Below are 12,903 nucleotides of genomic sequence, written 5' to 3' on the forward strand. Positions count from 1 at the left end.
CGTCGGCCCCGGGCGGCCGGTCAAATTTTAACGTTTCCGGGAATACCGCCGAAACGTTTGTCTGCGATCCTGTCTCGGTGTGGCTTTGGGGCAGATGCCGCGATGTTCAAGCGTTTCTGGCGCTCGGAAGCGGGCAACTACGGCATGATCACCGCGATCGCGATGGTGCCGCTGCTGGCGGCGGTTGCGGGTGCGGTCGACCTGACCAACGCGCTGAACAAGGCCGATCAGCTGCAGAACTCGCTCGATGCGTCGGCTCTGGCAATCGCCGGCGCCTACCATCTCGGCATGTCGGACGAGGAACTGACCGAGCTGGGGCAGGGCTACTACGAGAACAACATGGCCGGTATCCTCGGCGGCGACGATCTGCCGTTCGAGTTCGAGGACGAGCTGACCGGCGATCTCAGTGCGCTCGCGACGTCGGAGGGTGAAGAGGATTTCATCATCGTCCACTCCGCGCTGACCCACCACGGCGTGCTCGGCGGGCTTGCCTGGCCCCTGAACAGGCGCAGCGTCGTCAAGATCAAGCGCGGCCCGCCCGCATGCGTGCTCGCCCTCGACCCGGCCGCTTCGGCAGCGGTGAAGTTCCAGGGGTCCACTGATGTCAGCCTCACGGGCTGTGTCATCGCCTCGAACTCGAGAGCCGACAGTTCCATTTCGCGTGGCGGTTCCGCGTTGCTGACGGCAGCCTGCACCAGTTCGGTCGGCGGCACATACGGCATCAAGTCCAGTTCGAACGTCACTCTGGACTGCAGCACCCCGATGGAGAACCAGTACCCGTCGTTCGATCCCTTGGCGCGTGTCAAGCCGCCGTCCTACACGGGGTGCCAGAACGTCCCGGGCGGCAAGGAAAAGACGTTGTCGCCGGGCACCTATTGCGGCAAGAAACTGTCGGGCACCATTATCCTGGAGCCCGGCACCTATATTCTGCGCGGCGGCAGTGTCGACCTGGGCGGCAACGGCTCCATCAAGGGCGACGGCGTCACCATCTTCCTGATGGAGGGTGCCGAGTTCACCGTCAACGGCAACCAGCGGGTTCAGCTCAAGCCGCCGACGTCAGGCGACTACGCCGGAATCGTCATCTACCAGGAAAAGAGCAACACCAAGACGATCTCGATAAACGGCACGTCGGATTCATACGTCGAGGGCTTCATCTACGCTCCGGGCGCGCACATTTTCTACGCAGGAAACTCGATGTCGACGACCGACTCCAAATGTCTGAGAATCGTCGGCAACACCATCGAGATGACCGGCAACTCGGATTTCACCTCGGATTGCACCGCCCAGCTCGGCGGAAGAGAGATGTTTGCAGGCCGCTATATGTCGATCGTGCGCTAGGCCAGGCAAACGAGCCCGGCGTGCCGGACAAGGTTCCGGTCGCGTGGATGGGTTTTCCTCATAACCAATTGAATTTACTCGATATCGAGTAAATTCTGCGGCTGTTTATCCACGTCGCTCCCGCCTGAGCGATACTCCTCGCATCGCCCTCGCGGGAGCCCTGGTCCGGACCAGGGATCAGGGGAGGGCGGCGGTACCGGTTCGGTCGCGCGGAGGTGGCGCGGCTGGGTGATGAGCCCCGAGGACCGGGCCCTGACCGAGGTCGCGCGGTGAAACGATTCTGCGTCCCCTCCAGGTAGGGCAAGCATGCCGGCGGGGTACGGGAAACCGGCCACGTATAACATTGAGAGGCCAGGCCCCGTGCCCCGCTTCCCGACTTCTGCTCCCGTGGCGAGCAGCGTTCTTTGAAAAGGCCAGACTGCGAAAGCAGGGCGTGGCGATGATGAAGTGTATCCGTATCGCAATCAGGGGGAGGTGACTCGAAGGATCGAGCGCGCAGGCGTGGGGAGGAAGCGTATGCTGCGACGCTTGGCTGGGGCGCCTGGATTCGAACCAGGGAATGGCGGTACCAAAAACCGCTGCCTTACCGCTTGGCTACGCCCCAAACTTCGCAAGCTGGGCGGCCTTATAACAGCGTCCCTGAAAAGCACAATCGCGCCGAACGGACGCAGCTTCGTTTCTCCAGCGCCGGTTTCACTCGCTCCAGACGGCGAGCTCGTTGCCGGCGGGATCGAGGAAATGGAATCGCCTGCCGCCCGGAAAAGAGAAGATCGGCCTGACCACTTTCCCGCCGGCTGCCTCGACTTCGGCCAGCGTCGCTTCGAGGTCCTCGGAATAGAGAACCGGCAGCGGCTTCTGCGAGCCTTCGGCGGCATCGGCATCGAAGCCGCCGTCGAGACCTTCCTCGAAGGCGGAATAGGTAGGCCCGTAATCCGTGAAGGTCCAGCCGAAGGCGGCGCTGTAGAAAGCCTTGACGCTGTCGAGCGTTCCGCCCGTCGCCGGCAGTTCGAGATAGTCGAGTTTGCCTGTCTGTCTCATGCGTACTCTCCACACTATATGTTCACTTTATGTTCTATTCTGGAATGGACGATCACGCAAGCCTTCCGGTTGTCGGAAACTTTTGATGCCGGAGCTTGCAGGACCTAATCGATTGTAGTTCCTGACGATAATTGCTTTTTGCAGTGCAGCATTCTATCGCTCCCCGACGACCGTTTGCCGGCTGAGGCGCTGTAGAGGAGCGAGCATGACAAAGTGGGTCTATACCTTTGGCGACGGGGCGGCCGAAGGCCATGCCGGAGACCGCAACCTGCTGGGCGGCAAGGGCGCCAATCTCGCGGAGATGTGCCGTCTCGGCCTGCCTGTCCCGCCCGGCTTCACGATCACCACCGAATTCTGCAATTGGCACTATACCAACGACCGTGAATATCCGTCGGCGTTGAAGGAACAGGTCTCGGCCGCGCTGGACCACATCGCCGCCCTGACGGGCCGGCGGCTCGGCGATCCCCAGAACCTGCTCCTCGTGTCCGTCCGTTCCGGGGCGCGCGCGTCGATGCCGGGCATGATGGACACGGTGCTCAATCTCGGCCTCAACGACGTCACCGTCGAGGCGCTGGCGGCAGACGCCGGCGACCCGCGTTTCGCCTATGACAGCTATCGCCGCTTCATCCAGATGTACTCCAACGTGGTCCTCGGGCTGGATCATGAGGTCTTCGAGGAAATCCTCGAGGACGAGAAGGCAAATCGCGGCCATGAACTCGACACGGAATTATCGGCAGCCGACTGGCAGGCGGTGATCGCGCTCTACAAGGCGAAGGTCGAGGAAGAACTGGGGCGGCCCTTCCCGCAGGACCCGCAGGAACAGCTCTGGGGTTCGATCGGCGCCGTCTTTTCGAGCTGGATGAACCCGCGCGCTGTCACCTACCGCCGGCTGCACGACATTCCCGAAAGCTGGGGCACCGCCGTCAACGTGCAGGCGATGGTGTTCGGCAACATGGGTGACACGTCGGCCACCGGCGTCGCCTTCACGCGCAATCCTTCGACCGGCGAGAAGGCGCTCTACGGCGAGTTCCTGGTCAACGCGCAGGGCGAAGACGTGGTCGCCGGCATCCGCACGCCGCAGAACATCACGGAGAGGGCTCGCATCCAGGCCGGCTCCGACAAGCCGTCGCTCGAAAAGGTGATGCCGGAGGCCTTCGCCTCCTTCGTCGCGATCTCGGACCGGCTCGAGAAGCATTATCGCGATATGCAGGATCTCGAATTCACCATCGAGCGCGGCAAGCTCTGGATGTTGCAGACGCGCTCCGGCAAGCGCACCGCGAAAGCGGCGCTGAAGATCGCCGTCGACATGGCCGGCGAAAGCTTGATCACCCGGGAGGAGGCGATTTCGCGCATCGACCCGGCCTCGCTCGACCAGCTCCTGCATCCGACCATCGACCCCAAGGCCGCGCGCGATGTGATCGCCGTCGGCCTGCCGGCTTCGCCGGGCGCCGCGACCGGCGAAATCGTCTTCTCCTCGCATGAGGCGGAAGACATGAAGGCGCTCGGCAGGAAGGTTATCCTCGTCCGCATCGAGACGAGCCCGGAAGACATCCATGGCATGCATGCGGCCGAAGGCATCCTGACCACGCGGGGCGGCATGACCAGCCACGCGGCCGTCGTGGCGCGCGGCATGGGCAAGCCTTGCGTGTCGGGCGCGGGCTCGCTGCGCGTCGACTATCGGAACGGCACGCTGACGACGATGGGAGTGACCTTCCGCAAGGGCGACATCATCACCATCGACGGCGGCAACGGGCAGGTGCTCAAGGGTGCAGTGCCGATGCTGCAGCCGGAACTGTCCGGCGATTTTGCCGCGATCATGGAATGGGCGGATGCGATCCGGCGCATGAAGGTGCGAACCAACGCGGAGACGCCCGCCGATGCGCGCATGGCGCGCTCCTTCGGCGCTGAAGGCATTGGCCTCTGCCGCACCGAGCACATGTTCTTCGACGGCGACCGCATCGTCGCCATGCGCGAAATGATCCTCTCCGACATGGAGGAAGGCCGGCGCGCTGCGCTTGCCAAGCTGCTGCCGATGCAGCGCTCGGATTTCCTGGAGCTTTTCGAGATCATGGCAGGTCTGCCGGTCACCATCCGGCTACTCGATCCGCCGCTGCATGAGTTCCTGCCGAAATCGGACCAGGAGATCGAGGAGGTGGCGGCGGTCATGAATGTCGGCGCCGAGAAGCTGCGCCAGCGCACCGACGCGCTGCACGAGTTCAATCCGATGCTGGGCCACCGCGGCTGCCGGCTGGCCGTCTCCTATCCCGAGATCGCCGAGATGCAGGCGCGTGCCATCTTCGAAGCGGCCGTCGAAGCCGGCAAGCGGACCGGCAGGCCGGTGGTACCCGAGATCATGGTGCCGCTGGTCGGGCTGAAGAAGGAACTGGATTTCGTCAAGGCCCGCATCGATGCAGTAGCGAAGAGCGTGATGGAGGAGACGGGGACGAGCATCGATTATCTCACCGGCACGATGATCGAGCTGCCGCGCGCCGCCATCAGGGCGCATGTCATTGCGGAATCGGCCGAGTTCTTTTCCTTCGGGACGAACGACCTCACCCAGACGGCCTTCGGCATCTCGCGCGACGATGCGGCGTCCTTCTTGGAGACCTATCGCCAAAAGGGCATCGTCGAGCAGGATCCTTTCGTCACCCTCGACATCGACGGCGTCGGTGAACTGGTGAAGATGGCTGCCGAGAAGGGCAGGGCAACGCGGCCGGACATCAAGCTCGGAATATGCGGCGAGCATGGCGGCGACCCCGCCTCGATCCGCTTCTGCCAGCAGGTCGGGCTGGACTATGTATCGTGCTCGCCATACCGCGTGCCGATCGCTCGGCTGGCGGCCGCCCAGGCTGCTGTGGTGAAGGCCGGCTGACGGGCAGGCCTAGAGATCGGCCCCGGCCTCTCCGGATTTCGGATTTGCTTCTATCCTGACCTTGTCGGGATAGAACGCGCCGTGGTCCTTGATCTCGACCATCTCGTCATAGGGGCCCTCATAGGCCCACATCACATCGTTGACCGCCTCGCCCACCGCTGTCGCATTCCAGTAGGAAGCGTCGCCTTTGTAGGGACAATGAGTGGAGGTACCGCTGCGTTTCAGGAACTCGAAATAGACGTCCACGAATGGAATGTAGAAGACCGGCGGACGGTCCGCCTCGCGCATGACCAGTGCCCTGTCGGACGAGGCCAGTATCGCATCCGAGAAAACCACCGTGACCGCCCCGTCGAAGGGCTCCACGCTTATCCGGTGAGATGGGTTCCGCTGGAATCCGGGCGAAGGATTGGCCGCGATGTTCATCGTCATGCTCCCTGTGATCGATCATAACGTGGCGATCAACATCACGTTCCGTCAAGCGTCAGGTCGCAATCGCGGGTTCAGGCGGCTGCCTTCAGCACGTCCATCAGCCCGGCATAGGATTCGGCGATTTTCGCCAGCGGGCTGTTGCTGCGCGAAGTCGTCTCGACCTTGAGCTGGCCGCCCTGCGCCGGAAGCGTCAGCAGCAGGAATTGACGGCTTGCCCCGAGGCCGACAACCGCAGCGGCGGCGTGATGCACATCGTCGTCGGCACCGACCTTCATCTTGAAGAGCAACGTGCCGCCAACCGCTTCCAACGCGCCTCGCACAACCTCTTCGAAATCATCGTCGGAGACCTGGGGCAGCACCGGGGCCGCCAGGAGCTTGGTGTCGGACGGAGCAAGCAGCGTCGGGGATTCGGGGACCGGTTCCGGGCCTTGGTCCGCGGATTTCTGGGCGTCCATGCGCAATCCCTTGGATGTTCGCAATACACAACCCGCCACAGCGCTAGAATCCACGGCGACGGTGGCCGCATTGTGGCAAAGACCACTGCCGTCGAGTAACGGCCGCCGCAGGCCTGTGGATAGCGTCGTTCAGACGATGGGGAAGCGCTGTCGCCGCGTTTGCACTTCAACCCGGACGGAAAAGGCCTTAAGTACTCGCCGCGGGCGGCAACGGGACGACGACCACGGGATGGACGAATTTCTGGAACGGCGCGTTTCGAACGCCACCGTGTGGTCGCGGCGGATAGCGGTCTTTTCCGCCGTGCTGTTCCTAACTGCTGGATTAGGGCATCGCATCGGATTTCTGAGCACGCCCGACTTCTTTCCGGTTCTGGGAACAGTCGCGGCTTTTGCGATATTGGCGCTGCTATTCGCGGTGCGGGCGCTTTTCCTGTTCTGGCATTATGGCGGCAAGGGCGGCGGAAGCCTGCTTTTCGCGATCCTGGTCGCGCTGCTTGTGTTGACCCCCTTCGGGATCACCGCCTATCGCGGCGTCACGCTGCCACTGCTCAACGACGTTTCAACCGATACGGACGATCCGCCGGAACTCGCAGCCGCAGCCGCGCAGCGCACGGATGGGATGAACCGCATCGAGCCGTTCACGCCGGAGCGGCGCAAATTGCAGCATGACAACTATCCGACGGCGACCGGTCGACGCTACGAGGCGCCGATAGCGCAAGTCGCGGAAGTGGTGCAGGAAGTACTGGACGATCGCCGCTGGCCGATCATCGGCTCCGCCGACTTTCCGCCTGACGCAACCGAAATCACCATCGAGGCGCAGGCGCGTTCTCCCCTGCTGGGGCTTCCAGCCGACGTTGCCATACGCCTGATCGACGAAGGCACGTCGACCTATGTCGACATGCGCTCGGCATCCCGATACGGTCCGCACGATTTCGGCGACAACGCCGCTCGTATCGCATTCTTCCTCGCTGACCTCGACGTCGAGGTCGCCTATCTCACCGTCGTCACGCCGGTTGAACCCGCCGAGCCGCCAAAGCCGGAGGAACCTCAACCGCCGGTGGCGCAGCCGCCTCCGGAGGAACCGTCGGAACCTCTAGACCGGTCTGAAGATCCCCCCGATTGAGAGGTCGCCGTCGGTCTCGACCAGCTTCCTGTCCACCAGGCTCTCCAGATGCGCGAGCACGGAAAGTCCAGCGGCAGCATGCATCCTGGGGTCGGTGTCGCGGTATATTGCCTTGACCAGATCTTCGATCGACCGGTCGCCTTGTCGGAGACGGTCAAGGATCGCCCGCTCGCGCGCCAGCCTGTGTTCCTTCAGGCCGCGCAGGTAATCCTGCGGATTCTTGACCGGACCGCCATGGCCCGGAAGCATGAGCGTGTCACTGCGCTCGATCAGCCTGTCGAGCGATGCCATATAGTCCGCCATCGAGCCGTCGGGCGGTGCGACGATCGTGGTCGACCACGCCATGACATGGTCGGCCGAGAAGAGGAGCCCTGTGCCGTCGAGAGCGAAGGCGGCGTGATTGGCAGTGTGGCCCGGTGTAAGGACGGTTCTAAGCGTCCAGCCCTCGCCAGCGATCAGATCGCCTTCCGCCAAGCCAACATCCGGCTTGAAGTCCATATCGGCACCGCTATCGAACGGCCTGCCGGTCGGCGGGGTTTTGGCCGAACGGTGCGGCCCTTCGGCATAAACCGGTGCGCCCGTCGCTCGACTGAGCCGCGCAGCAAGCGGCGAATGATCGCGATGCGTGTGGCTGACGAGGATATGCGTGACCGGCCGACCGTCAATGGCGGCGACCAGCGCGTCGAAATGGTCGTCGTCTTCCGGCCCCGGATCGATGACGGCCAGTTCGCGCTCTCCGACGAGATAGCTGTTCGTGCCATGGAAGGTGAAGGGACCGGGGTTTTTCGCGGTCACACGGGCGACACGCGGAAAGACAGGCACCAACTCGCCATAGGAGGGTTCGAAGCCGAGATCGAAATTCAGGCGCATCGGCGATCCTGCTGAAACCATTTGCCGCGTATCATGGAAGCAAATATACCGGAATCGACCGGCTGAGCGTCAGCCATTTTCAAAAAATGGGAAGAACCATGGCCATTGCAGTCACCGCTCGTCCGCTCATCGATCTTGCTCTGCCCCAAAAAGGTGTCGCGCGCCTGGGTGGGCAGATTTTCCTTGCCGTCCTCGGGACTTTGCTCCTGACGATCTCGGCAAAGACGAAGGTCGTACTCGGTCCGGTCGACATGTCGCTGCAGACCTTGGTGGTCCTGCTGATCGCTGCCGGCTTCGGCTTCAGGCTCGGCGTCGCGACCCTCCTCCTCTATATGGCCGAGGGCGCGATGGGATTCCCGGTGTTCCAGAGCACGCCGGAGAAGGGCATCGGCATTGCCTACATGCTCGGCACCACCGGCGGCTATCTAGCCGGTTTCGTCGTGATGGCCGCGATTGTCGGCTGGGCTGCCGATCGCGGTTTTGATCGCAACCCGGTAAAACTGTTCGGCGTCATGCTTGCGGCAAACGCCGTGATGCTGACCATGGGTTTCGCCTGGCTCGCAGTGCTGATCGGGGCTGAGAAAGCCTGGGCCTTCGGCGTCGTCCCGTTCATCGTCCCGGACCTGATCAAGGTCGCACTTGCTGCGGCGATCGTGCCTGCCGTTTGGTCGCTGCTGCCGAAGCGTGGCTGATCCTGCCTTCGACCGGGCGTCGCTGTGCCATTCCCGCAAGACGCCCAAGTCGTTGACCATGCTCGCTGAAGGCGGTAATCCGGGCTGGGTTGCGGGGCCGCTCAAGAGCAAGACAGATCGTGCATAATCCCGTTCCCTACCCAATTTTTCGCCCTCTCCCTATCGTAGATCTCCTGCTTGGACTGAGGACTCGATGAAGGGCATCATTCTGGCGGGAGGAAGCGGGACCCGGCTCTATCCGCTTACCCTGGCGGTGTCGAAGCAGATATTGCCGATCTACGACAAGCCGATGATCTACTATCCGCTCAGCGTTCTCATGCTGGCGGGAATTCGGGAAATCCTCGTCATATCGACGCCGCGCGACCTGCCGGGCTTCCGCGGGCTGCTCGGCGACGGCTCCGATTTCGGGATTCGCCTTTCCTATGCCGAGCAGGCGGAGCCGAGAGGGCTGGCGGAAGCCTTCATCATCGGCAGGGATTTTATCGGTGACAGTTCCGTCGCCATGGTCCTCGGCGACAACATCTTTTTCGGCGAGGGCCTTTCGCGTATCTGCCAGCAGGCCGCGTCGCTTACGAGCGGAGCCTCGGTCTTCGCCTATCAGGTCGACCATCCACAGAGATACGGCGTCGTCAGCTTCGACCGGGCCACCGGACGGGCGCTGTCTATCGAGGAAAAACCGGCTGAGCCGAAATCGAACTGGGCGGTGACGGGGCTCTACTTCTACGACAACGACGTCATTGGAATTGCCGCGTCGACGACGCCATCGGCGCGTGGTGAACTCGAAATAACGGCAGTCAACAACGCCTATCTGGAACGCGGCGATCTCCATGTTCACAGGCTTGGCCGCGGCTTTGCCTGGCTCGACACGGGCACCCACGACAGCCTGCACGACGCATCCTCCTTCGTCAGAACCATCGAGCACCGGCAGGGCATCAAGATCGCCTGTCCGGAAGAGATCGGCGTCGAGATGGGATGGCTTGATCCGCAACAGGTCCTGTTCCGCGCCGATCGGCTCGGCAGCAACGAATACGCCCAATATCTGCGGCGGCGCATGGCCGAGGTGACGCAGCAGGATGGTTGAGGTGAAGGAACTCGAACTCGCGGGCGTCTATGAGATCACGCCGCAGCGGTTCGGCGACGATCGCGGGTTCTTCTCCGAGACCTACAGCGCGCCTGGTCTGGTCGCGGCGGGAATTGACCTGGTCTTCGTGCAGGACAACCATTCGCTGTCGAGAGCGGCGGGCGTGCTTCGCGGACTTCACTACCAGCTGCCGCCCTTCGCCCAGGACAAGCTGGTCAGGGTGGTGCACGGCGCGATTTTCGACGTCGCGGTCGACATACGAAAAAACTCCCCGACCTTCGGCAGGTGGCTGGGGCTGGAGGTTTCGGCGGAGAAATGGAACCAGATCCTCGTGCCTAGAGGTTTCGCGCACGGCTTCGTGACGCTCGTTCCCGACACCGAGGTCGTCTACAAGGTGACCGAGCGCTACGCCCCCGAGCACGACAGGTCGATAAGGTTCGACGATCCGGCGATCGGCATCGACTGGCCGGTCCCTGCAGCCGGGATCACGCTTTCGGACAAGGATCGCGGAGCGCCGCTTCTCGCCGATGCCCAGATCTTTGAATAATTTGCGGATGACTTGGTGCGCGATGTGCCGGAGGAAGCTCGTAGAGGGCCCATGAACATTCTGGTCACCGGCGGAGCGGGTTTTATCGGGTCGGCGGTCTGCCGGCTCCTTTGCGGCAATCCCGGCCATCACGTCGTCAATGTCGACAAGCTGACCTATGCCGGCAATCTCGAATCGCTTCGCCAGATCGAGAACCATCCCAACTACAGCTTCGCGAACGCCGATATCTGCGATGCTTCGGTCATCGACGATCTGCTGCGCCGGCACGACATCGACGTGATCATGCATCTGGCGGCTGAAAGCCATGTCGACCGGTCGATCGACGGGCCCTCCGCCTTCATCGAGACCAACATCGTCGGCACGTTCCGCCTGCTTTCCGCAGCACTGACATATTGGCACGGACTGTCCGGCGAAAAGAAGAACGCGTTTCGTTTCCACCACATATCGACCGACGAGGTTTTCGGAGACCTGCCCTTCGACGAAGGCGTATTCACGGAGGACACGCCTTACGCGCCGTCCTCGCCCTATTCAGCTTCCAAGGCGGCGTCGGACCATCTGGTCCGCGCATGGCACGAGACCTACGGCCTGCCGGTGGTCGTCTCCAATTGCTCCAACAATTACGGCCCCTTCCATTTTCCCGAAAAGCTCATTCCGCTGGCGATACTGAATGCGCTGCACGAGAAGCCGATACCGGTCTATGGCACCGGCGCAAACATACGCGACTGGCTCTACGTCGACGATCATGCGCGCGCGCTGGAACTCGTCGCGACAAAGGGCGTGCCGGGCGAAAGCTACAATGTCGGCGGCAACTCCGAGCGCAGCAATCTCGTGGTGGTCGAAACGATCTGCGACGTGCTCGACGACATGAAGCCGCGAAGCGGCGGCGGCAGTTACCGCGAACTCATCGCCTTCGTTTCCGACCGTCCGGGGCATGACCGCCGCTATGCCATCGATGCGTCGAAGATAAGCCGCGAACTGGGCTGGCAGCCCTCCGAGACCTTCGAGAGCGGCCTTGCCAGGACGGTGCGCTGGTATCTCGACAATGACTGGTGGTGGAAACCGATCCGTGACGGGCGGTATGCCGGGGAGCGACTGGGCTCGCCGTTGGCGCCGCGGTGAGAATCCTGGTTACCGGCCGCGAAGGCCAGGTGGCGAGGAGCCTCGCGGAACGCGCGGCGGCCGATGCCGATATCGAACTGGTGTCGATCGGCCGGCCGCAACTCGACCTCCTGCAGCCGGAAACGATCAGGCCGGCAATCCTCGCCGCACAGCCGGACGTCGTCGTTTCCGCGGCAGCCCATACGGCGGTCGACCAGGCCGAGGACGAGCCGGAGCGGGCGTTCGCGATCAATGCAGCGGGCGCGGGAGCGGTAGCCTCCGCGGCGGCCGAGGCGGGTGCGGCAATCATTCATCTTTCGACCGACTACGTCTTCTCGGGTGAGTTGGAGGGCGAGCGGGTCGAGACGGACGCGACCGACCCGCAAAGCGTCTACGGCCGCAGCAAGCTCGACGGCGAAGAAGCGGTCGCCGCCGCCAATCCGCGCCACGTGATCCTGCGCACCGCCTGGGTCTACAGCCCGTTCGGGAAGAATTTCGCCAAGACGATGCTCGCCCTGGCGCGTCAGCACGATCGCATCCGGATCGTCGCCGACCAGTGGGGCAACCCGACCGCCGCAGCCGATGTCGCCGAGGGCGTCTTGCGGATCGCGAGAACCATCATCGCCGACCGGCAACCGGAAACCTACGGAATATTCCACCTGGCGGGCGAAGGCGACACGAACTGGGCGGGGTTCGCGCGGCAGATTCTCGCGACAAGCGCCAGCCTCGGCGGGCCGTCGGCGGAAGTCGAAGACATCACGACGGCCGACTATCCGACGAAGGCGCGCCGACCGCGAAATTCGCGCCTGTCCTGCGAAAAGCTCCTGGAAGTCCACGGCTGGCGTCCGCCCGCCTGGCAGGATTCGTGCAGGACCGTGGTGGAACGGCTGATCGGCTGAAGTCCTGCTGGCGCAGAGCACTTCACCGGCGACCCCACCCGTCCAACCGCCTGCGTCGGTTGTCCACTGCTGCGCAGCGTCCCGGCGTTCGCCGGCCTTTCGTCATGCCACCGGCATGACGAATTCGCGTTCCGTGAACCGGCTGTTCACCCCCTCAAGGGGGAGGGACACCCGCGCTTCATCATCGCCACGCCCTGCTTGCGCAGTCTGGCCTTTTCAAAGAACGCTCCTCACCGCCGGGAGGAGAAATCGGGAAGCGGGGCACGGGGCCTGGCCTCTCAATAGTATTACGTGGCCGGTTTCCCGCACCCCGCCGGCGTTCTTGCCCTACCTGGAGGGGACGCAGAATCGTTTCACCGCGCGACCTCGGTCAGGGCCCGGTCCTCGGGGCTCATCACCCAGCCGCGCCACCTCCGCGCGACCGAACCGGTACCGCCGCCCTCCCCTGATCCCCGGTCCGG

General features: G+C 63.3%; 12 protein-coding genes and 1 tRNA gene. 8 read left to right on the forward strand and 5 right to left on the reverse strand.

Going from position 1 to position 12,903, the window contains the following annotated elements; genetic code table 11:
• Positions 1–102: 102 nt before the first annotated feature.
• Entirely contained in the window at positions 103–1,338 is a 1,236-nt protein-coding gene (locus tag D8676_RS12185) for a TadE/TadG family type IV pilus assembly protein (protein WP_121581172.1), read from the forward strand.
• Between the two features lie 529 nt (positions 1,339–1,867).
• On the opposite strand, the gene D8676_RS12190 is transcribed toward D8676_RS12185, so the two are convergent.
• A tRNA-Gln gene (locus D8676_RS12190) sits at positions 1,868–1,942 on the reverse strand.
• An 89-nt stretch (positions 1,943–2,031) separates the two neighbouring features.
• Positions 2,032–2,376, reverse strand: a complete 345-nt coding sequence (locus tag D8676_RS12195; protein WP_121581173.1) for a VOC family protein — start codon at positions 2,374–2,376, stop codon at positions 2,032–2,034.
• A 205-nt stretch (positions 2,377–2,581) separates the two neighbouring features.
• On the opposite strand from D8676_RS12195, the gene ppdK reads away from it, so the two are divergent.
• Positions 2,582–5,248 carry a pyruvate, phosphate dikinase gene (gene ppdK, locus D8676_RS12200; protein ID WP_121581174.1) on the forward strand — a complete coding sequence of 889 codons (2,667 nt, stop codon included), beginning with the start codon at positions 2,582–2,584 and terminating at the stop codon, positions 5,246–5,248.
• Positions 5,249–5,257: 9 nt separating this feature from the next.
• On the opposite strand, the gene D8676_RS12205 is transcribed toward ppdK, so the two are convergent.
• Both D8676_RS12205 and D8676_RS12210 read right to left on the reverse strand, forming a co-directional pair.
• Positions 5,258–5,671: a DUF427 domain-containing protein gene (locus D8676_RS12205; protein ID WP_121581175.1), complete on the reverse strand. Its 414-nt coding sequence runs from the start codon at positions 5,669–5,671 to the stop codon at positions 5,258–5,260.
• Between the two features lie 77 nt (positions 5,672–5,748).
• Positions 5,749–6,132 (reverse strand): hypothetical protein, encoded by a 384-nt coding sequence (locus D8676_RS12210; protein ID WP_245426761.1) that lies wholly within the window; start codon positions 6,130–6,132, stop codon positions 5,749–5,751.
• Between D8676_RS12210 and D8676_RS12215 the strand changes: the two genes are divergently transcribed.
• Entirely contained in the window at positions 6,131–7,255 is a 1,125-nt protein-coding gene (locus D8676_RS12215; RefSeq protein WP_245426762.1) for a DUF1499 domain-containing protein, read from the forward strand. The two genes, D8676_RS12210 and D8676_RS12215, sit on opposite strands and share 2 nt — an antisense overlap.
• Here the strand turns inward: D8676_RS12215 and D8676_RS12220 are convergent.
• Positions 7,226–8,125 carry an MBL fold metallo-hydrolase gene (locus tag D8676_RS12220; RefSeq protein WP_121581177.1) on the reverse strand — a complete coding sequence of 300 codons (900 nt, stop codon included), beginning with the start codon at positions 8,123–8,125 and terminating at the stop codon, positions 7,226–7,228. The genes D8676_RS12215 and D8676_RS12220 overlap by 30 nt on opposite strands.
• A gap of 98 nt (positions 8,126–8,223) precedes the next feature.
• Between D8676_RS12220 and D8676_RS12225 the strand changes: the two genes are divergently transcribed.
• From D8676_RS12225 to rfbD, 5 genes are all read left to right on the forward strand, one after another.
• Positions 8,224–8,817, forward strand: a complete 594-nt coding sequence (locus D8676_RS12225; protein WP_121581178.1) for a biotin transporter BioY — start codon at positions 8,224–8,226, stop codon at positions 8,815–8,817.
• A 193-nt stretch (positions 8,818–9,010) separates the two neighbouring features.
• The gene (gene rfbA / locus D8676_RS12230; RefSeq protein ID WP_121581179.1) at positions 9,011–9,898 is read left to right on the forward strand and encodes a glucose-1-phosphate thymidylyltransferase RfbA; all 888 of its coding nucleotides are present in this window, start codon (positions 9,011–9,013) and stop codon (positions 9,896–9,898) included.
• Positions 9,891–10,445 (forward strand): dTDP-4-dehydrorhamnose 3,5-epimerase, encoded by a 555-nt coding sequence (gene rfbC / locus D8676_RS12235; RefSeq protein ID WP_121581180.1) that lies wholly within the window; start codon positions 9,891–9,893, stop codon positions 10,443–10,445. Before rfbA ends, rfbC begins: the two co-directional genes overlap by 8 nt.
• Positions 10,446–10,496: 51 nt before the next feature.
• Positions 10,497–11,564, forward strand: a complete 1,068-nt coding sequence (gene rfbB / locus D8676_RS12240) for a dTDP-glucose 4,6-dehydratase (protein WP_121581181.1) — start codon at positions 10,497–10,499, stop codon at positions 11,562–11,564.
• Positions 11,561–12,442: a dTDP-4-dehydrorhamnose reductase gene (gene rfbD / locus D8676_RS12245; RefSeq protein ID WP_121581182.1), complete on the forward strand. Its 882-nt coding sequence runs from the start codon at positions 11,561–11,563 to the stop codon at positions 12,440–12,442. The genes rfbB and rfbD overlap by 4 nt, the downstream gene beginning before the upstream one ends.
• The last annotated feature ends 461 nt before the right edge of the window (positions 12,443–12,903 follow it).

This window comes from Mesorhizobium sp. YM1C-6-2 (assembly GCF_003666685.1).
Lineage (GTDB): Bacteria > Pseudomonadota > Alphaproteobacteria > Rhizobiales > Rhizobiaceae > Mesorhizobium_K.